The 19,710-nt window shown below is 70.3% G+C and carries 13 protein-coding genes; 4 read left to right on the forward strand and 9 right to left on the reverse strand.

The features are described from left to right. Positions 1-85: 85 nt before the first annotated feature. On the reverse strand, positions 86-445 hold the full coding sequence (locus K206_RS0110355) for an RcnB family protein (protein ID WP_043366126.1): 360 nt from the start codon (positions 443-445) through the stop codon (positions 86-88). Positions 446-873: 428 nt separating this feature from the next. Further along, the gene (locus K206_RS0110360; protein WP_020202342.1) at positions 874-2,004 is read right to left on the reverse strand and encodes a methyl-accepting chemotaxis protein; all 1,131 of its coding nucleotides are present in this window, start codon (positions 2,002-2,004) and stop codon (positions 874-876) included. A gap of 884 nt (positions 2,005-2,888) precedes the next feature. On the opposite strand from K206_RS0110360, the gene K206_RS0110365 reads away from it, so the two are divergent. Next, positions 2,889-4,898, forward strand: a complete 2,010-nt coding sequence (locus K206_RS0110365; RefSeq protein ID WP_043366128.1) for a gamma-glutamyltransferase family protein — start codon at positions 2,889-2,891, stop codon at positions 4,896-4,898. A gap of 254 nt (positions 4,899-5,152) precedes the next feature. On the opposite strand, the gene K206_RS0110375 is transcribed toward K206_RS0110365, so the two are convergent. From K206_RS0110375 to K206_RS0110400, 6 genes are all read right to left on the reverse strand, one after another. Further along, entirely contained in the window at positions 5,153-5,947 is a 795-nt protein-coding gene (locus K206_RS0110375; RefSeq protein ID WP_020202345.1) for a VacJ family lipoprotein, read from the reverse strand. 581 nt (positions 5,948-6,528) lie between these two features. Then, a complete protein-coding gene (locus K206_RS0110380; RefSeq protein WP_020202346.1) occupies positions 6,529-8,085 on the reverse strand; it encodes an MFS transporter in 1,557 nt (518 codons plus the stop codon). 188 nt (positions 8,086-8,273) lie between these two features. Further along, a complete protein-coding gene (locus K206_RS0110385) occupies positions 8,274-9,794 on the reverse strand; it encodes an efflux transporter outer membrane subunit (RefSeq protein ID WP_020202347.1) in 1,521 nt (506 codons plus the stop codon). A gap of 17 nt (positions 9,795-9,811) precedes the next feature. Next, positions 9,812-13,021, reverse strand: coding sequence for an efflux RND transporter permease subunit (locus tag K206_RS0110390; protein ID WP_020202348.1), 3,210 nt, complete (start codon positions 13,019-13,021; stop codon positions 9,812-9,814). A 27-nt stretch (positions 13,022-13,048) separates the two neighbouring features. Next, positions 13,049-14,221: an efflux RND transporter periplasmic adaptor subunit gene (locus K206_RS0110395; protein ID WP_020202349.1), complete on the reverse strand. Its 1,173-nt coding sequence runs from the start codon at positions 14,219-14,221 to the stop codon at positions 13,049-13,051. A gap of 245 nt (positions 14,222-14,466) precedes the next feature. After that, positions 14,467-15,132, reverse strand: a complete 666-nt coding sequence (locus K206_RS0110400; protein ID WP_020202350.1) for a gamma-glutamylcyclotransferase — start codon at positions 15,130-15,132, stop codon at positions 14,467-14,469. Between the two features lie 232 nt (positions 15,133-15,364). Here K206_RS0110400 and K206_RS0110405 point away from each other — a divergent pair, with 232 nt between their 5' ends. Further along, complete coding sequence (locus K206_RS0110405) at positions 15,365-16,273, forward strand: LysR family transcriptional regulator (protein WP_020202351.1); 909 nt, start codon at positions 15,365-15,367, stop codon at positions 16,271-16,273. A 41-nt stretch (positions 16,274-16,314) separates the two neighbouring features. Here the strand turns inward: K206_RS0110405 and K206_RS0110410 are convergent, their stop codons facing one another. Continuing rightward, the gene (locus tag K206_RS0110410) at positions 16,315-17,688 is read right to left on the reverse strand and encodes an HdeD family acid-resistance protein (protein WP_020202352.1); all 1,374 of its coding nucleotides are present in this window, start codon (positions 17,686-17,688) and stop codon (positions 16,315-16,317) included. 222 nt (positions 17,689-17,910) lie between these two features. On the opposite strand from K206_RS0110410, the gene K206_RS0110415 reads away from it, so the two are divergent. Both K206_RS0110415 and K206_RS0110420 read left to right on the forward strand, forming a co-directional pair. Beyond that, positions 17,911-18,684: an SDR family oxidoreductase gene (locus K206_RS0110415; protein WP_020202353.1), complete on the forward strand. Its 774-nt coding sequence runs from the start codon at positions 17,911-17,913 to the stop codon at positions 18,682-18,684. Positions 18,685-18,788: 104 nt separating this feature from the next. After that, on the forward strand, positions 18,789-19,697 hold the full coding sequence (locus K206_RS0110420; RefSeq protein ID WP_020202354.1) for a LysR family transcriptional regulator: 909 nt from the start codon (positions 18,789-18,791) through the stop codon (positions 19,695-19,697). The last annotated feature ends 13 nt before the right edge of the window (positions 19,698-19,710 follow it).

Consider the following 19,710-nt stretch of genomic DNA (forward strand, 5'->3'; position numbering starts at 1 on the left):
CGGCAACACCGCGCGCCGGCCGCGCGCCCATCCGCGCGTGGCGCGTGGGCAGCAGAGAAAGACGGCGGGATGAGCGGGATGCCGCCTAGCGGCCCGGCCCCATGTCCACGATCGCGCCGTTGGGCGCCACCAGGTAGAAGTCCGCGCCCACGCCAACCCAGTGGCGTCCCTTGGGCGGCGCCGGCAGGTTGTACCCGCGCCAGTCGTCCACCACGTACTGGCGGTCGCGGTATTCGGCCGGGAGCCGGTCGCCCTTGTGCCAGCGCGGCGGCGTCATGCGGTCGTTGTTGCGGTCGTCGCCCGGCCCCGGGCCACCCGCCTGGGGCTGGTACTGATAGCCGCGCCCGCGGTCGGGCCCGGGCTGCGCGCTGCCCTGCGCCGAGGCCAGCAACCCCGCGGCGAGCAACAGGCCCGCCAGCAATCTGCTTTTCACGGTTTTTGTCATCGAGCACTCCTTTGGTCGGCCACGATAGCCGCGGTGGCCGCGCGGTGGCGGCGCGTCGACACGTCGATCCGGGCACGCGCCATGCCACGAGCCGGCCACGCGCGCGGCAATCCGTCGCAATGGCGTGGTTCGCAACTTCGATGCCCGCTTCAAGGATAGTGGCTGCGGCGCATGGCGCCGGCGCCATGCGCCCGGACCGCCGCGCGCGGGCCACGGAAAGGCCACGGCAAGGATGGGCGGGGAGGTCGGTAAGAATTGCAACGGGCGCACAAACTGCACGGGCGGCCGGGAAGGCGCCGTGAAATCCGGGACGCTTGTGTTCTCCCATCTCCCGCGCGCGGGAGAGCAACCGGGGGAGGGCCGGCGCATCGGCGAAGTGATGGTCTGCGCCGTTCGCGGGCGCTTGTCTTCTCCCCCGCCCGGCCGCCTCAGTCCAGCTTGAACTCGCCGACCGCGCCCTGCAGTTGCTGCGCCTGCTCGGCCAGCGCGGTGGACGCGGCGGCGGCCTGCTCCACCAGCGCCGCGTTCTGCTGCGTGACCGTGTCCATCTGCATCACCGCCTGGCTGACCTGGTCGATGCCGCTGCTCTGCTGCGCCGAGGCCACCGAGATTTCCTTGAGGATGACCGTCACCTGGCGCGAGGCCTCGACGATCTCGCGCATGGTCTCGCCGGCGTGCTCCACCCGCACGGAGCCGGTGCGCACCTGCTCGGCCGAATCGCCGATCAGGCCGCGGATTTCCTTGGCCGCCGCCGCGCTGCGCTGCGCCAGCGTGCGCACCTCGCCCGCCACCACGGCAAAGCCGCGGCCCTGCTCGCCGGCGCGCGCCGCTTCCACGGCGGCGTTGAGCGCCAGGATATTGGTCTGGAAGGCGATGCCCTCGATCACGTCGATGATGTCGACCACCTTCTTCGAACTGGCGCTGATCGCGTGCATGGTCTCCACCACCTCGCCGACCACGGCGCCACCGCGCTCGGCGATCTGCGAAGCATTGGCCGCGAGGTCGTTGGCGGCATGCGCGCGCTCGGTGTTCTGGCGCACCATCGTGGTCAGCTCGCCCATGCTGGAGGCGGTTTCCTGCAGCGCCGCGGCCTGTTCCTCGGTGCGCTGCGAGAGGTCGGTGTTGCCCACCGCGATCTGCCGGGAGGCATCGGTGATGGAATCGGTCGATCCCTTGATGCGGCTGACCAGGTCGGTCAGCATGTCTTCCATCTCGCCCATGCCGCGCAGCAGGCGGCCGAACTCGCCGCCGCGCTCGGTCTCGAATTCCTGGCTCAGGTCGCCGGAGGCCACGGTCTCGGCGATATAGACCGCCTCGCCGAGCGGCTGCTCCACCCCGCGCGCGATGACGAAGGTGAAGACCACGGCGGCCAGCAGCGCGGCCCCCCACAAGCCGTACATCCACGCGCGGGCGGAAGACACGGCCTGCTCCAGGCCGCCCCCGGCGGCGTCCGGCAGGCTGCCCAGCCCCGCCACGATCCCCGCCGCCGCCAGTACCAGCACCACCGCGAAACCGGCGCCCAGGCGCGCGCGGATGCTCAGGTTGCCAAAGAACGCCATCGTTTCATCTCCCCGTTATCATGGACTTCGCCCGTTTCGTCACTTGGTTAACGACCGGGCCGGAGAAGAACTTTAGGAAAATATTCGCGCGCCGCGGTGACAGGCCATTGCCACGGGACCCGCGCGGGGCGCGGGATGATAGCGGACGATCGCCACGCCGGGAATCTCCACCGGCAGAACAGTGAAATCCACTGGTGGACATAATGGCCGCGGCGCGCTGCCATGTCCTTCGCGCCAGTCCCGGATTCGCGCCGCCGCGGCACCCGGAAAATCGGAATCTCCCGACGCATTCCGGTTAATGTATCGACATTGGAAAATCCAATGTAGCAAGACATTATCGCAATGGGAATTGCCGCCCCGATTATTGCCGCACTCATCAATCGATCGCACCGGAATCGCGGCAGATGACATGAAATGGCGCCAGCGCGCCTCACGGAAAACCGGCGCCCGGCAGCCATGCCGACGCACGGATTCCGGCGCGCATCCGCCATCGCGCGGCACCCGCGGCGATGCGCGGTTCGGCCCGGAACGCCCGCGCCGGCGCGCTCCGCGCCCGCCTCCCACACCGCGCCGCGGCACCCCGGAAAAACCTCGTGGCCCGTCTTCCGATTTGCGTGGTGGTACGCATGTTGCATATGCCAGCACTTCGATATGAGGCCAGAGCATATTGGCCATTGCTTTATTGCCACCCGCTGGCTTGAACAACTTGTCGGATTTAAAGACCGCGGCGCAGGGCCATGAATCACGCAGCCGTTCCTGATTTAAAGGGAAAGGGAACGGATCGCGGGCATCCCGCACCACCGGAAAAACATGATTCCCTCTTGTGGTGCCCCCCCAGGCTCCCCACGAGGGCCATCTTTATAGTCCCCCAGGGAGAAATCACGATGTACAAGAACAAACCGGCGCTTACAGCGTTGGCCGCGGCCGTCCTGGCCGCCGTCATGCTGGCTTCGTGCGGCGGAGATGATCCGAGCCCGCCCGTTGCCGTCACGCCCGCGCCCCCCTCCCAGCCCGTCGTGCCGGACACCAGCTGCCAGATCCTCTCCAGCGACGGCAACGCCGTGGTGGTGGGTTCCGACCAGCCGGGCGACCCCGCGCTGCCCGAGCCGGCCTCCGGCTACCGCACCGGGCTCAAGCCCGTGTACGCGAAGAAGTTCATGGTCTCCAGCTCGAACGCGCTGGCCAGCGTGGCCGGCTGCACGGTGCTCAAGCAAGGCGGCACCGCGGCCGACGCGGCCGTGGCCGTGCAGGCCGTGCTGGGCCTGACGGTGCCGGAAGCCACCGGCCTCGGCTCGGGCGGCTTCATGATCTATTACGATGCCGCCGCCAAGACGGTGCAGGCCTACGACGGCCGCGAGTCCGCGCCCGCCGCGGCCACCGCCAACTACCTGCGCTACGTCGACGACGTCGCTGACCAGACCGCGCCCAAGCCCAGCGCCCGCGCCAGCGGCCGCTCGATCGGCACCATCGGCGTGCCGCGCCTGATCGAACGGGTGCAGAAGGAACACGGCACGCTGGCCTGGAAGGACCTGTTCGGCGACGCCATCTCGCTGTCCACCAACGGCTTCAAGATCGGCGGCCGCCTGGCCCAGGCGATCTCGTCGAACGCCGCCGCGCTCAAGCGCGACCCCGAGGCGCTGGCCTATTTCTTCGAGGCCGACGGCACGCCCAAGGCACTCGGCACGCTGCTGAAGAACCCCGCCTACGCGCGCACCCTGACGGCGATGGCCGCCGGCGGCGCCGACGTGCTCTACACCGGCCAGATCGCCGCCGACATCATCGCCAAGATCGGCTCGACGCAAGGCGCCGACGGCAATCCCACCACCCCGGGCAAGACCACGCTGGCCGACCTCGCCGCCTACCAGGCCAAGCTGCGCGACCCGGTCTGCACCACCTACCGCGCCTACTGGGTGTGCGGCACGCCGCCGCCGTCGTCGGGCGGCATCACCGTGGCCTCGGCGCTCGGCATCCTGGAGAACTTCGACCTGGCCCCGCTCAAGCCGACCGCCATCGACCTCGAAGGCGGCAAGCCGACCGTGCAGGGCGTGCACCTGATCTCCGAGGCGGAGCGCCTGGCCTATGCCGACCGCGACAAGTACGTGGCCGACACCGACTTCGTGCCGCTGCCGGGCGGCACCTGGGACACCATGCTGAACAAGCCCTACCTGCAAAGCCGCGCCGCCCTGATCAGCCCGACGCTGAGCATGGGCGTGACCACGGCGGGCAATCTCGGCGCGGTGCCGCTGGGCGTGGACGCCAACCTCATCGAGCACGGCACCAACCAGTTCACCATCGTCGACGGCAAGGGCAACGTGCTGACCGCCACCACCACGGTGGAGTCGAGCATGGGGTCGTTCCACATGACCAACGGCTTCCTGCTGAACAACCAGTTGACCGACTTCTCGGCCAATCCGCTCGACGGCGGCGGCAACCCGATCGCCAACCGCGTGGCGCCGGGCAAGCGCCCGCGCAGCTCGATGGCGCCGACGCTGGTGTTCAAGAAGGCGGCCGACGGTTCCATCGGCGAGTTCTTCATGGCGACCGGCTCGCCGGGCGGCGGCACCATTCCGCAATACGTGGTGAAGACGCTGGTGGGCGTGCTGGACTGGGGCCTCGACGCGCAGCAGTCGTCCGGGCTGGTGGACTTCGGCGCCAGCAACAGCGCCACCACCACGGTCGGCGGCGAGCATCCCAACGTCAACACCGCCAACAGCGGCAACGACGACCCGCTGATCGCGGGCCTGCGGGCGCTCGGCCACACCGTCTCGACCAGTTCGCAGGCGAGCGGCATCAACTCCATCATCCGCACCCAGCTCAACGGCGCGGCGGTACTGATGGGCGGCACCGACCCGCGCCGCGAAGGCGTGGTGCTGGGCGACACCTTCAACCCGTAAGCGGGAGCGGCAAGCGGTGGAACGCCGTGCGTTCCACCGCGGCGCCGGGGCACGGCGACGCCCCGGCGCCGCACCATGCCCGCGCCATGTATTCAGGACATCGACAGCCACTGCGCCAGCTGGCCGGCCAGCCAGCCGCAGCCGACGCACACCGCCAGCCATCCGCCCACGATGGCCGCGCAACGCTTCAGATCCATTTCCTCGCTCCGGTAAACCGGCCGCCAGCGCGGCGGCCCAGGGAATCTCCGCGGCGCCTAGTCGGCGTGGCTGGCCACGGCGCCGTCCGGCGCCGGCGGCGCGGCGGCCAGCGCCGGCGCCTCGTCCTCTTCCTCGTAGGCCGGCAGCGGGTCCGCGCCGTCGCGCAGCAGGTAGCGGCGGCGCTGCAGGTAGGCGTCGCGCACGAAGGTGTACTTGTCGAGCGCCGCCAGCGACAGCAGATCGGTGGCGCCCAGCAGGTTGGCGCGCCCGTTGACGATGCCCGCGCCGGTCATCGCGTTGCGCCAGGCGGGATCGAGATAAGTGACCGGCGCCAGCCAGTGGTCGGCCAGCAGGCCCACGCCGTCGCGCGCGGTGCTGGGGCCGAACAGCGGCAGCACCACGTAGGGGCCGGCGGGCACGCCCCAGGTGCCGAGCGTCAGGCCGAAGTCCTGCGAGTGCTTCTGCAGCCCGGCCGGCGTGGCGATGTCGATCAGCCCGCCGATGCCGAGCACCGAATTGATGGCCACGCGCATCAGGCTCTCCGCGGCCTCCACGCCCTTGCCCTGCAGCAGGTTGTTGGCGAAGTTGCCGACGTCGGAGAGATTGCCGTAGACATTGCTGACCGCGGTGCGCACCGGGCTGGGCGTCACGGCCTCGTAGCCCTTGGCGACCGGCTCGGCCACGTATTTGTCGACCTGCTCGTTGACGGCGAAGACCGCGCGGTTGACGGACTCCAGCGGATCGGCCGGGCTGGCCACCGGGCTGCTCGCGCAGCCGGCCAGCGCCGCCGCCGCAAGCAGGGAGACGGCGTGCGGCGAGAACCGCCGGAAGGAGGGGAAGCTGGAGAACATGGGAACTCTTCGGGTCGGGTTGGAAAGCCGTCCCGCGCGGCGGCAGCGGTGAAACCGTCCGCGCGAGCGTCTTCCGTTTGTTCTTGAGCCGGTGCCGCGGCAACGGCGCGGCAACGGCGCGATGGCGCAGCCGGCCCCTCTGCGGGGGCCCTCGGCAGGCCGGTGACGCGATTATCGTTGTCGACGCGCCGCCGATAAATGGCGAAAGCAGGGATTCTTTATCTACGTATCGCCAACAATCGCCGCAATCAGCGGCGGCGGCGTGGCGGGGGCCGGCGCGGTTGTCGCCGCCGGTTGTTGTCGCCAGTTGTCGTCACCCGTTGTTGTCGCCACGTGAAGAGTGTGTTCGCGCAAACCCCATTTATCCGCGCGCCGCGGCTTGCTATTGTTCGTCTCGGGACCCGGATACCTCCTCCCGGGGCCCTGGCGCCTGACACAGGCGCCCTGTTCTGTCTTTCAGGAAGCAGCCAGCTTGTTGTTCGCCTCCTCTCCGTGGCAACATTGCGGTTCTGCTTCGAGCGCAGCGTTTGCTGCGCTTTTTTTTCGCGCGGGCGCCGGGCCGGCGGCGGCCCGGCCTGCGCCTATGCGTTCGGACGCACCGCGGCGCCGCCGGCATCCGCGTCCCGCCGCGGCGGGCGCGACAGGAAACCGAACACCGCCACGGCGGACAGCACCGTGACCGCGGTCAGCACGTGCAGCAGCATGCGGAACGCCTCGCCGTAGCCGGCCACCAGCAACTGGCGGCTGACCTGCGGCAGCGCCTGCGCGGCATGGGCGAGGTCGCCGGTGGCCAGGCGCTGCGCCGCCTCGGCCAGCCTGCCGGCGGCGCCGGCGCCGGATTCGGCCAGCACCGCGCCCAGGCTGACGTTGGCGATGGCGGCCAAGATGGCGCCGACGATGGCCAGCGCGATGCCCTCGCCCGCCACGCGCGTGGTGTTGAAGATGCCGGTCGCCATGCCGGCGCGCTCCTTCGGCACCACGCTCACCGCGAGTCCGTCCATCAGGCCCCACGGCATGCCCGCGCCGATGCCGATCAGCAGCATCGGCGGCACCACGGCAAAACCGGCGCTGCCGACCTCGACCAGGCTGAACCAGTGCAGGCCCGCCGCCGCGACCAGGAAGCCGATGCCGGACAGCACGCCGGCCGGGACCCAGCGCGTGAGCGACGCCACCACCACCGGCACCACCAGCATCGGCGCCGACAAGGCGATCATCAGGATGCCGGCGTCGATCTCGCTCAGCCCTTCGATGCCGATGAAGCGCAGCGGCAGCATCACCACCAGCACGATGTAGCTGTAGCAGGTGCCGATCGGCAGCATCTGCACGCCGACGAAGCGCGGGATGCGGAACAGGCTCAGGTCCAGCATCGGGCGCGCCACGCGCGACTCCACCGCGACGAAGACCGCCAGCATCAGCGCCGCGCCGGCCAGCGAGCCGGCCACCGCGGCGCTCGACCAGCCGCGCTCGGGCGCCGCGATCACGCCGAAGGTAAACAGCGCCAGCGTGGCGGTGAAGGCGATGGTGCCGGGCCAGTCCAGCCCCTGCGCGCCGGGGTCGCGGGTCTCGCGCATGCGCGGCAGGCCGAACAGCATGGCCGCCGCGCCGATGAGGCCGGTGGACAGGAACACCGAGCGCCAGCCGAAGACATCGATCAGCACGCCGGCCAGCAGCGGGCCGAACGCCAGGCCGATGCCGAAGCTGGTGCCCAGCATGCTGAACGCGCGCGTGCGGGCGTGGCCCTCGAACTCCTGCGCCAGCGCGGCCGAGCCGCCCGCCAGCGCGGCGGCGGCGGCGATGCCCTGCACCGCGCGCAGGATGTCGATCCACGCCACCGTCGGCGCCGCGGCCAGCGCGAACGAGGCCAGGATGAAGAAGCCGATGCCGATGCCGAACAGGCGCTTGCGCCCGTACACGTCGGCCAGCGCGCCGGCGGCCATCAGCAGGCTGCCGAAGGTCAGCATGAAGGCATTGGTGATCCAGGTCAGCGACACGGCGCTGCCGCCGAGCTCGCGGCCGATGGCGGGCGTGGATACCGCGCCGCCGGAAAAGCTCAGCGGCAGGACCACGGCGGCCAGGCATACCGCGAGCAGGATCAGTGGCTTGCCACGCTTGGGGGCGTGGGGGTCGGGTTGGGTCATGGAAGAGGCCGGTGATGGAAAGAAGAGAAAGAGAAAAGGCTGGCTGCCGGGATGCCGGGAAAGATGGATGACGGAGCGCGGGCGTCGCGGCACCGGCGGTTTGCTCCCCTCTCCCATTGCATGGGAGAGGGGAGCAAACCGCGGGCAATATCGGCCTTGTCAGCAACGCGGCATGCTTCGTGGCGCGCTCAATTGCTCGCCACGCTGCCCGCCACCACATCGCCCCAGCCGCCGCCGAGCGCGCGGATCAGGTTGACCGTGGCGGCGGCCTGCACGCTTTGCAGCTGCACCGCGGCGCGCCGGGTCTGCAACGCGGTGCGCTCGGCGTCGATCACGTCGAGGAAGTTGATCGCGCCTTCGCGGTACTGCGTGCGCGAGATGTCGGCAGCGCGCGTGGCGGACTGCACGGCGTCGGCCTGCGTCTGCGTCTGCGCTTCCAGGATGCGCAGGTCGGACAGGCCGTCCTCCACCTCGCGGAAGGCGGTCAGCACCTGCTGGCGGTACTTGGCCACGTCTTCTTCATAGACCGCGCGCGCATTGGCCAGGCTGGCGCTGCGCCGGCCGCCGTCGAAAAGCGGGATGTTCAGCGCGGTGCCGGCCAGCGGCCCCAGCAGGAACGCGCGGCTGCTCCACTTGAACAGGTCGCCCAGCGTGGCCGACTCGAAGCCGCCGGTGCCGGTCAGCGTGAGCGACGGGAAGAAGGCCGCGCGGGCGATGCCGATGCGCGCATTGGCCGCGGCCATCGCGCGCTCGGCCGCCGCGATGTCCGGGCGGCGCTCCAGCAGCGACGACGGCAGCCCGGCCGGGATGCGCAGGCTGACCGCCTTGAGCGGCGCGGGCGGCATCGAGAACTCGGCCGGCGCCTTGCCCAGCAGCACGGCCAGGCCGTGCTCCGAGGCCGCGCGCAGGCGCTGCACGCTCATCGCGTCGGCGCGCGCCGTGGCCAGTTCGGCGCGGGCGCGGGCCACGTCGAGCTCGCTGATGTCGCCTTCGTCGAAGCGGCTCTGCACCAGCTTGAGCGCCTGCTCGCGCAGGCTCACCGTATGGGCGAACACTTCGGCCTCGGCGTCGAGCCCGCGCAGCGTGAAATAGGCCTGCGCCACGTCGGCCTGCAGCGCGAGCTGCACCGAGCGGAACAGCGCCTCGCCGCGCTGGGTGTCGGCGCGCGCGGCATCCACCGAGGACGCCACGCGGCCGAACAGGTCGACCTCGTAGGAGGCGCTGGCCTGCGCGCGCCACAGCGTCTGCTGCGGAATGCCGGTGCCGTCCGGCTGCAGCTGCGACGCCGCCGAGAGCTTCTCGCGGGTCGGGCCGAAGCCCGCGTCCAGCGTGGGGAACAGCCCGGCGCGCGCGGCCTGGTTGAGCGCCCGCGCTTCCTTCAGGCGCGCGGCAGCGGCGGCCAGGTCCTGGTTGGCTTCGAGCGCCTGCCGTTCCAGCGCGTCGAGCTTGTCGTCGCCGAACACGGTCCACCATGCGCCGCGCGCCACTTCCTCGGAAGGCCTGGCGGGTTGCCATGTGCCGGCCTCGCCCGGCTTGATCTGCGTCCGCGTCCAGTCGGCCGAAGCTTCCTTGAAGCCGGCCGCCGTGGGCACCGCCGGCTTGTCATAGGCCGGAGCCAGCGAGCAGCCGGCCAGCACCAGCAGGGACGCCAGCAGCACCGAACCCTTCGCGAGCCAGCGGGCCGACGGCTTGAATGAAGATGTCTTCATGATGATCTCCCCGATCCTTACTCGGCTGAAGCCACGGGCACCGCCGGCGCATGCCCGGCATGCAGCGGCTGCGTGTGGGCGTGGTGCTTGTCCACCAGCGGCCTGCCGCCGGCCATCTTGCGCAGCGCCACGTAGAACACCGGCGTGAGCATCAGCCCGAACAGCGTCACGCCGAGCATGCCGAAGAACACCGCGATGCCCATCGCCCGGCGCATTTCCGAACCCGCGCCGGTCGACGTCACCAGGGGAATCACGCCCATGATGAAGGCGAACGAGGTCATCAGGATCGGGCGCAGGCGCAGGCGGCTGGCTTCGATCGCGGCCTGCACGATGGTGCGGCCCTGCATCTCCAGCTCGCGCGCGAACTCCACGATCAGGATCGCGTTCTTGGCCGACAGCCCGACCAGCACCATCAGGCCGATCTGCGTGAAGATGTTGTTGTCGCCCTTGGTGAGCCACACGCCCAGCAGCGCCGACAGGATGCTCATCGGCACAATCAGCAGGATGGCCAGCGGCAGCGTCAGGCTTTCGTACATCGCGGCCAGCACCAGGAACACCAGCAGCACGCTGATCGGGAACACCCACAGCGCGGCGTTGCCGGTCAGGATCTGCTGGTAGGTCAGGTCGGTCCATTCCAGCTTGATGCCGCGCGGCAGCACCTCGGCCGCGATGCGCTCGACCGCCGCCTTGGCCTGCCCCGACGAGTAGCCGGGCGCGGGGCCGCCGTTGATGTCGGCGGCGGTGAAGCCGTTGTAGCGCACCACCATTTCCGGGCCGTAGGTAGGCGTGACCTTGACCAGCGACGACAGCGGCACCATCTCGCCGGCGGCGTTGCGGGTCTTGAGCTGCAGCACGTCCGCCGCGGTGGCGCGGAACTGCTGGTCGGCCTGGGCGCGCACCTGGTAGACGCGGCCGAACTTGTTGAAGTCGTTCACGTACAGCGAGCCAAGGTAGATCTGCATGGTGTCGAACACGTCGGTGATCGACACGCCGAGCTGCTTGGCCTTGACCCGGTCCAGGTCCACGTCCAGCTGCGGCACGTTGATCTGGAAGCTGGTGAAGGCCGGGCCCAGCTCGGGCGCCCTGGCGGCGGCGGCCAGGAACTTCTGCGTGGCGTCGTTGAGCGCTTCGTAGCCGAGCGCGCCGCGATCCTCGAGCTGGAACTTGAAGCCGCCCAGCGTGCCGAGGCCCTGCACCGGCGGCGGCGGGAAGGTGCCGATCTGCGCGCCCTTGATATGGGCGTACCTGGCGTTCAGCGCGGCGGCGATGTCCGCCGCGGATTCGCCCTTGCCGCGCTCCTTCGACGGCTTGAGCACCGGAAACACCAGCCCGCTGCTCGACGAGTTGGTCAGGCCATTGACCGACAGGCCCGGAAACTGCGGCAGATGGACCACGCCGGGCTGCTTGAGGGCGATGTCGCCCATCTGGCGCACCACCGCGTCGGTGCGGTCGAGCGAGGCGCCCGGCGGCAGCTGCGCGATGCTGACCAGGTAGTCCTTGTCCTGCGCCGGGATGAAGCCGCCGGGCACGACCTTGCCCATCAGCACGGCGCCGCCGAGCAGCAGGCCGTAGACCACGAACATCATCATCTTGCGGTTGATGACGCCGCCCACGCCGCGGCCATACGACGCCGAGCCGCGCTGGAAGACCTTGTTGAAGGCGGCGAAGAACTTGCCGAATGCCGCGTCCATGATGCGCGTCAGGCGGTCCTTGGGCGCGTGGTGGTCCTTGAGCAGCAGCGCGGCCAGCGCCGGGCTCAGCGTCAGCGAGTTGAAGGCCGAGATCACCGTCGAGATGGCGATGGTCATGGCGAACTGCTGGTAGAACTGGCCGGTCAGGCCGCTCATGAAGGCCAGCGGCACGAACACCGCGATCAGCGTCAGCGCGATGGCGATGATGGGGCCGCTCACCTCCTGCATGGCCTTGTAGGTCGCGTCGCGCGGCGACAGCCCCTCGGCGATGTTGCGCTCGACGTTCTCCACCACCACGATGGCGTCGTCCACCACGATGCCGATCGCCAGCACCATGCCGAACAGCGACAGCGCGTTGATGGTGTAGCCGAAGGCCAGCATCAGCGAGAACGTGCCGACGATCGACACCGGCACCGCCAGCAGCGGGATCAGCGAGGCGCGCCAGGTCTGCAGGAACAGGATCACCACCAGCACCACCAGCGCGATGGCCTCGAACAGCGTGTGCACCACCGCGTCGATGCTCTCGCGCACGAAGCGGGTCGGGTCGTAGACGATCTCGGACCTGACGCCGTCGGGCATGTCCTTCTGCAGCTCGTCCATGATCTTGCGCACGTCGTCGGAGATCTGCAGCGAGTTGGCGCCGGGCTGCTGGAAGATGATGAGCTGCACCGCCTGCTGGTTGTCCATCAGGCCGCGCAGCGCGAACTCGGAGGCGGACAGCTCGACGCGCGCCACGTCCGACAGGCGCGTGACGGCGCCGTCGGCCGAGGTCTTGAGGATGATGTCGCGAAACTCTTCTTCCGTCTTCAGGCGGCCGCGCGCGTTGATGCTCAGTTGCGTCGGCACGCCCGCGTCCATCGGCGAGGCGCCGACGATGCCGGCGGCGACCTGCACGTTCTGCTCGCGGATGGCCTTGACCACGTCGGTGGCGGTCATGTTCTGGCGCGCCACCTTCTGCGGGTCCAGCCAGACCCGCATCGAGTAGTCGCCCGAGCCCCACATCACCACCTCGCCCACGCCGGGCACCTGCGCCAGGCGGTCCTTGACGTTGATCAGCGCGTAGTTGCGCAGGTAGGTCAGGTCATAGCGGCCGTTGGGCGAGGCGATGTTCACGCCCATCGTCAGCGTCGGCGAGGACTTGACCGTGGTCACGCCCAGGCGCTGCACGTCCTCGGGCAGGCGCGGCAGCGCCTGCGCCACGCGCGTCTGCACGAACTGCTGCGCCTTGTCCGGGTCGGTGCCCAGCTTGAACGTGACCGTGGTGGTCATCTTGCCGTCGCTGTTGGCCTGCGACTGCATGTACAGCATGCTTTCCACGCCGTTGATCTGCTCCTCGATCGGCGCGGCCACGGTTTCGGCGATCACCTTCGGGTTGGCGCCGGGATACTGCGCCCGCACCACCACCGACGGCGGCACCACCTCGGGATATTCGGCCGCGGGCAGCTTGGTCAGGGCGATCAGCCCCGCCAGCAGGATGACCATCGACAGCACGCCCGCGAAGATGGGGCGGTCGATGAAGAATTTGGAGATGTTCATGATGCGCTCTCGACGTAGGCCGATGGATCAGGCCGCCGGCCCGGTGGCGCGCGTGGCGTCGACCATCCTGACCGGATTGGCCTTGACGGGGTCGTTGGGGCGCACGCGCTGCACCCCGTTGACGACGATCTTCTCGTCGGGCTTCAGGCCCGAGGCCACCACGCGCAGGCCGTCGTGCATGGCGCCGAGCCGGATCTCGCGGTACTGCGCGCGGCTGTCCTTGTCGACCACCAGCACGAACTTGCGGGCCTGGTCGGTGCCGACCGCGCCGTCGTCGATCATCACCGCCGGGTGCGGCTCGCCGCCGCCGACCCTGACGCGCGCATAGAGGCCCGGCACCAGCGAGCCGTCCTCGTTGTCGATGCGGGCGCGCACGCGGATGGTGCCGGACGAGGTGTCCAGGCGGTTGTCCACCGAGACCACGGTGCCGCGGCGCGAGTAGCCGCTCTCGTCGGCCAGGCCCAGCTCCACCGGCACGGCCTGCCTGCCGGTGTTGCGCATGTAGCGCAGGTAGGTCTGCTCGTCGACGTCGAAGGCGGCGTAGATCGGCGCCACCGAGACCAGCGTGGTCAGCAGCGGCGCGCTCGCGCCGGTGGAGACGATGTTGCCCACGGTCAGCTCGGCGCGCGACACGCGGCCCGCCACCGGCGCGGTGACTTCGGTGTACGACAGGTTGACGCGGGCGGCCTCGAGCGCGGCGCGCGCCGCCTTGAGCGTGGCGCCGGCCTCGCGCGCGGCGTTCTGCTTCTCGTCGTAGTCGCGCCGCGCGATGGCGTTGCTGCCGATCAGGCGGTCGGCGCGCGCCGCGTCGCTGCCGGCGTAGCTGGCGCGCGCCTCGGCGGCGGCCACCTGCGCGGCGGCGCGGTCGACCTCGGCCACGTAGGGGCGCGGGTCGATGGTGAAAAGCGCGTCGCCCTTCTTCACCAACTGGCCGTCCCTGAAATGCACGGCCACGATCTTGCCCGGCACCAGCGGGCGGATGTCCACCTTGTCGATGGCCTCGAGGCGGCCCGAGTAGTTTTGCCACTCGACGATCGAGTCGCTGACGACGGTGGCCACGTCGACCTCGGCGGCCGGCGCGGGCGCGTCCGCCTGGGCGGACGCGACGGGTTCGAAGCCCCGGGTGGCGGCCAGGCCGGCGACGCCGAGCGCGAACACCGTGCCCAGCGCGACGGACAGCCTCTTGCGGTTGGCGGTCATGGTTGAAACTCCTTTTCCTTTGGAATCGAGCGATCAGTTGGGTCCGAGCGGGTCCTGGCGAATCCGGCGCTGCCTGCGGGCATGCCCCCGGGGCGGACCGATGGAACCCAGTATGGCTACCGCCAGCGGGCGGATAAAGATGGCTTTCTTGCGAACTTTGTATCCATCACAGAGACAATTTGCGCATGTGAAGCCACGGTTTTCGTGCGTGTCGCCACCCCCGGCGTCAGCCGACGCAGCCGGCGTCAGCGCGCGGCGGCCGGCGCCTCACGCCGCAGGGCCGCGGCGAGGGCCTCGATGTAGCCGTCCGCCAGCGCGCACTCGGACAGCGCGCATTCGAGCGCGAGCACGTAGTCCGCGTTGGAGCCGAACGCCCCCGAGGCGGCGGCGACGATCGAGGCCACGGTGGCGACGCTCGCGTCCGGCTCGTACTGCGGCCGCGCGGGGTTGGCGACGAAGGCGATGGCGGCGGTGCCGGTGCCGTCGGCCAGCGTCAGCGGCGCCCAGGTCGGCAGGTAGGAGCCCGTGACCATCTCGCGGATCCACAGCACGCGCAGTTCTTCCTCGAGCGTGGCGGCGGCCAGCCGCAGGGCCACGCCGTGCGTGCTGCCGCCGGCTTCCAGCGCCAGCATGCGGCCCGGCACCTCGGGCGAGCCGCGCCCGGCGGTCATGCGCAGGCAGAAGCTGCGGCGCCAGCCGTGCAGGGTGGCAATCTCGCGCCGGTCGAAATCCAGCAGCGGGTTCCACATCAGCGAGCCATAGGCGAAGACCCAGACGTCCGCGCCGGCGGGCCGCGCCCGCATGGTTTCGGCCAGCGAGGCCTCGATCTGGTCCTGGGTCCAGGCGACCTCCCGCGGCAGGCCGAAGCTGCCGAGGTAGGCGCCGGAATTGATGGTTTCTCTGGTGAGCATGCGTTTTTCCTGTACTGCCGTGCCATGCGCGCGCGCGCCGGCAATCCGGCCGCGAATTCATGGCGGATTCGCCGCGAATTCGCAGCGAGCCCGCCGCGGGACAGGCAGGCAGACCCGCCCGTTTCGCGGCGTCCGGCAGCGCGCAGGCAGGCATCGGCGAAGGCATTGTGGCTGTCCGCCCACGCTCGATAAACATGCTAGAGTGCGACTCTTTGTCTCCGGAGCGGAAACAATGTCCGAGCGCATCGATGCCTCCGTCGCCGACATAGAAGCGTTCGTCGCGGTCGCGCACAGCGGCAGCTTCACGCGCGCCGCCGAGGGTCTGGGAACCAGCAAGTCGAATGTCGGCAAGTCCGTGCAGCGGCTGGAGGCCACGCTTGGCACGCGCCTGTTCCAGCGCACCACGCGCGCGGTGCGGCTGACCGAGGACGGCGAGACCTACCTGATGGCCGCCGAGTCCGCGCTGGAGGGACTGCGCGAAGCCGGACAGGCGCTGGCGGCGCGCCGCGCCGAGCCGATCGGCAAGGTCCGCCTGGACCTGCCGGCGGGCTTCGGCCGGCTGCTGTTCCCGGCGCTGGCGGCACTGCGCCGGCACCATCCCAGGCTCACCTTCGAGCTGGCGCTCAACGACCGCATGTCAGACCCGGTGGCCGAAGGCTGGGACATCGTGGTGCGCATCGGCGAGCTGCCCGCCGACAGCGAGATGACGGTGCGCAAGCTATGCGACCTGCGCCAGGGCCTGTACGCCTCGCCCGACTACCTCGCGCGGCACGGCGAGATCCGCTCGGTGGCGGACCTGTCGGGGCACGATGCCATCGTCTTTCGCGGCCCGTCGGGCCGGCTGCGGCCGTGGCGCGTGGCGGACGGCGCGCACGTGCGCGAGATTTCCCCCAACCCGGTGCTGGCGCTGGCGGATGGCCAGGCGCTGGTGGACGCGGCAATCAACGGCTTCGGCCTGACCCAGATCCACGACCGCGTGGCCCGGCCCCATGTCGACGCGGGCCGGCTGCGCCACGTGCTGCCGGACGCGGACGTGCCCGGCCCGCCCGTGCACGCGATGATCCCGCTCGGCCTGCGCATGCCGGCCAAGACGCGCGCGGTGCTCAACCATCTCGTGGACTACCTGCGGCAGCCGCAATAGGCCGCGCCGGCGCGCGGCGCTGCCGGTCGCGTCGGCGGCAATCAGGAAGCGGCCTGCGAATCCTGCGCGCGCCATTCCTTGCGCCGCTGCCGCATCAGGTCCAGCGCGCGGCGCGCGACCTTCCACCACGCGAACGGCCGCGGGTCGGCCAGCATGCTGAGCGCGCGCGCGTAGTCGAGCGTGAGCCCCGGCGTCCACGCCATCGTGACCGCGCGCTTGCGGATCTGCGCGGCCACCCACAGCTCGGGCGTGGCCAGGATGCGGAAGAAGCTCGCCCAGCCGGCGCGGCCGCCGCGCAGGCGGGCCGCCGCGCCTTCGAGCGCGGCCTCGAGCGCGTTCGACACCGTGCTGGAGCAGTTGCGGTGCGTGAGGTTGTAGGTGGTGTCGGCGCGGTAGCGCTCCCAGAACGCGCTCAGCTTGCCCGGGTCGTAGTTGCGGATGCGCACGCGCACCGTCGACGGGCACCAGGCGCGCGACTCGGTGGCGTAGTCGGGCTGGAACTCGCCCGGCACGTCGTTCTCTTGCGTGGCCCGCAGGATGCGGCCGAACTCGTCCGGCGAGCGGTCGATCTCCACGCCCGGATAAAGGCTGATGTAGATGCCCTCGGGCGACTCCAGCGCGGCGTGGCCGGTCGAGATGACGCCGTTCACGTCGACCGCCGCGATGTAGCGGCCGATGATCGGGTGGCGCAGCACCGGCGCCTTGGACGAGCCGGCCGGCGTCCAGACATGGACCGTCAGCGCGTGCTCCTCGTCGCCGGGCGGGCCGTCCCAGCCGGCCTCGGCGAACACCGGCCCGGCGCCGGGCTCGGCCCGGTCGGGCTCGACGGCGGGATGCCTGGCGCGGTTCAGCGCCGGGTTGCGCGCCAGCCGGCGCACGCGCGTGGCCAGCGTGACCAGGTTCAGCCCGCCGAAGAACAGGAACAGCCCGAGGCAGTACGGCAGCGTGCCGACGTAGTGGGTCGGGAACGGCTGGTAGAAGAAGATCGCCAGCAGGATCTCCGCGCAGCCCCACGAGAACGCGGCCTTCCAGCGCCGGTAGCGCACCACCCACGCCGAGATGCACTGGAGCAGGCCGTCGACCAGGAACAGCGTGCCGAAGATCATCGACAGCAGGAAGTTGCCGTGGTGATGGCCGGCCAGGATCAGGATCGCCGCGCCGACCACGGCGAAGCCCTTGACGTAGCGCAGCACGCGCTGGCCGCCCACGCCGGTCCACGCCACCGCCAGCGTGGCCAGCCCCTCGGCGAGGAACAGCCAGGCGAAGACATCGATCGGGAAATAGGCGGCGCCGTCGAGCGCGTCGATGAACACCACGATGCCCGCGACCAGCCACAGAATGCCGATCGCCAGGATCGCGCGGGCGCGCTTGCGCAGATAATCGACGCCAAGCAGCAGCAGCATCAGCCGGACCATGATTCCCCTTTTCTGTGTTTGTCGTTTTTCGTATCTGTCGCCGTCCCGGCGCCGTTGCCATTGCCGCGCGCCGCGCAGCCTCGAAAATACCATCAATCGGCATGCCCGCGGCGCGGCCCGATTGGGCGGATATTCTGGATAATCCATCCAGGCCGGGACGGTTTATCCGCCGCCGCCGGGCGCTTAAGCTGGATGCCCTGTCAACCCATGAAGGAGACGTGCATGGCAGACCATTCCATCAAGGGCAAGGTCGCGCTGATCGCCGGCGGCGCCAAGAACCTCGGCGGCCTGATTGCCCGCGACCTCGCCGCGCAGGGCGCCAGGGCGGTGGCCATCCACTACAACAGCGCCGCCTCGAAGGCGGACGCCGACCAGACCGTGGCCGCCATCCGGGCCGCCGGCGCGCAGGCCGTGGCGCTGCAGGCCGACCTGACCACCGCCGCGGCCACGGGCAAGCTGTTCGCCGACGCCATTGCCGCCGTGGGCAGGCCGGACATCGCCATCAACACGGTCGGCAAGGTGCTCAAGAAACCGCTGGTGGAGATCACCGAGACCGAGTACGACGAGATGGCGGCGGTCAACGCCAAGTCCGCCTTCCTGTTCCTGCAGGAAGCGGGCCGGCACCTCAACGACAACGGCAAGATCGTGACGCTGGTGACTTCGCTGCTGGGCGCGTTCACGCCATACTATGCTTCCTATGCCGGCACCAAGGCGCCGGTGGAGCATTTCACGCGCGCGGCGGCCAAGGAATTCGGCGCGCGCGGGATCTCGGTCACGGCGGTGGGGCCCGGCCCGATGGATACGCCGTTCTTCTATCCGGCCGAGGGCGAGGACGCGGTGGCCTACCACAAGACGGCCGCGGCGCTGTCGCCGTTCTCCAGGACCGGCCTGACCGACATCGCGGACGTGGTGCCGTTCATCCGCCATCTGGTCAGCGACGGCTGGTGGATCACCGGGCAGACCATCCTGATCAACGGCGGCTACACGACCAAGTAAGCCACCAAGTAAGCCGCCAGGCGAACGCACCCGCCGCCGGGCCGGCACGGCGGCGGTTGCAACAGATGGCAGGGAGAGGCAGTCGATGGCAGCGAGCCGGCCACATGGATAGATTCGACCAGTACCGCGTGTTCGCCCAGGTGGCGGAGATGGGCAGCTTCATCAAGGCCGCGCATGCGCTGGAGCTGCCGCGCGCGTCGGTATCCGCGGCGATCCAGCAACTGGAGGCGCAGGTCGGCGTGCGGCTGCTGCACCGGACCACGCGCCACGTGCGGCTGACCACCGACGGCGAGCAACTGCTCGAGCGCCTGCGCCCGCTGATGGCCGAGGTGGAGAGCATCGACCAGTTGTTCCACGCCGGCGGGCGGCAGTTGTCGGGCCGGCTCAGCATCGACGCGCCCAGCCGCATCGCCCGCCGCCTGATCGCGCCCGCGCTGCCCGGCCTGTTGCGCCGCCATCCCCGGCTGCAACTGTCGCTGGGCTCGAGCGACCGCGCCATCGACCTGGCGCAGGAAGGCGTGGACTGCGCGGTGCGCTTCGGCACGCCGCACGACAGCAGCCTGGTGGTGCGGCCGCTCGGCCACGTCGCCCTGGTCAACTGCGCCAGCCCGGCCTACCTGCGCGAGCACGGCGAGCCCGCCCAGCCCGGCGACCTCGCGCACGGCCACTGGGCGGTGGGCTACGCCTCGCCGCGGACCGGGCGCGAGCTGCCGTGGGAATACGCCGGGCGCGACGGCGCCACCCACACCATCGAGGTGCCCAGCCGCGTGATCGCGAACAACGTCGAGAGCTATATCGCCTGCTGCCTGGCCGGGCTGGGCCTGATCCAGATCCCGCGCTTCGACGTGCAGTACCTGCTCGACGCCGGCGAACTGGCCGAGGTCATGCCCGGCCACCGCGCCGCCGCCATGCCGGTGTCGCTGCTCTATCCGCACCGGCGCCAGCGCTCGCGGCGGCTGGACATGTTCGCGCAGTGGTTCGAGGAACTGATCCGCCCGCACCTGGACGACTGAATCGGGCGCCGCA

Source organism: Cupriavidus sp. WS (assembly GCF_000395345.1).
GTDB lineage: Bacteria > Pseudomonadota > Gammaproteobacteria > Burkholderiales > Burkholderiaceae > Cupriavidus > Cupriavidus basilensis_B.

What these genes read in the sequence shown, in the direction of transcription:
- K206_RS0110375 (WP_020202345.1), bottom strand. Translation starts at nt 5,947, where the DNA reads ATGTTCTCCAGCTTCCCCTCCTTCCGGCGGTTCTCGCCGCACGCCGTC.
- K206_RS0110385 (WP_020202347.1), bottom strand. Translation starts at nt 9,794, where the DNA reads ATGAAGACATCTTCATTCAAGCCGTCGGCCCGCTGGCTCGCGAAGGGT.
- K206_RS0110380 (WP_020202346.1), bottom strand. Translation starts at nt 8,085, where the DNA reads ATGACCCAACCCGACCCCCACGCCCCCAAGCGTGGCAAGCCACTGATC.
- K206_RS0110410 (WP_020202352.1), bottom strand. Translation starts at nt 17,688, where the DNA reads ATGGTCCGGCTGATGCTGCTGCTGCTTGGCGTCGATTATCTGCGCAAG.
- K206_RS0110400 (WP_020202350.1), bottom strand. Translation starts at nt 15,132, where the DNA reads ATGCTCACCAGAGAAACCATCAATTCCGGCGCCTACCTCGGCAGCTTC.
- K206_RS0110355 (WP_043366126.1), bottom strand. Translation starts at nt 445, where the DNA reads ATGACAAAAACCGTGAAAAGCAGATTGCTGGCGGGCCTGTTGCTCGCC.
- K206_RS0110390 (WP_020202348.1), bottom strand. Translation starts at nt 13,021, where the DNA reads ATGAACATCTCCAAATTCTTCATCGACCGCCCCATCTTCGCGGGCGTG.
- K206_RS0110395 (WP_020202349.1), bottom strand. Translation starts at nt 14,221, where the DNA reads ATGACCGCCAACCGCAAGAGGCTGTCCGTCGCGCTGGGCACGGTGTTC.
- K206_RS0110415 (WP_020202353.1), top strand. Translation starts at nt 17,911, where the DNA reads ATGGCAGACCATTCCATCAAGGGCAAGGTCGCGCTGATCGCCGGCGGC.
- K206_RS0110420 (WP_020202354.1), top strand. Translation starts at nt 18,789, where the DNA reads ATGGATAGATTCGACCAGTACCGCGTGTTCGCCCAGGTGGCGGAGATG.
- K206_RS0110365 (WP_043366128.1), top strand. Translation starts at nt 2,889, where the DNA reads ATGTACAAGAACAAACCGGCGCTTACAGCGTTGGCCGCGGCCGTCCTG.
- K206_RS0110360 (WP_020202342.1), bottom strand. Translation starts at nt 2,004, where the DNA reads ATGGCGTTCTTTGGCAACCTGAGCATCCGCGCGCGCCTGGGCGCCGGT.
- K206_RS0110405 (WP_020202351.1), top strand. Translation starts at nt 15,365, where the DNA reads ATGTCCGAGCGCATCGATGCCTCCGTCGCCGACATAGAAGCGTTCGTC.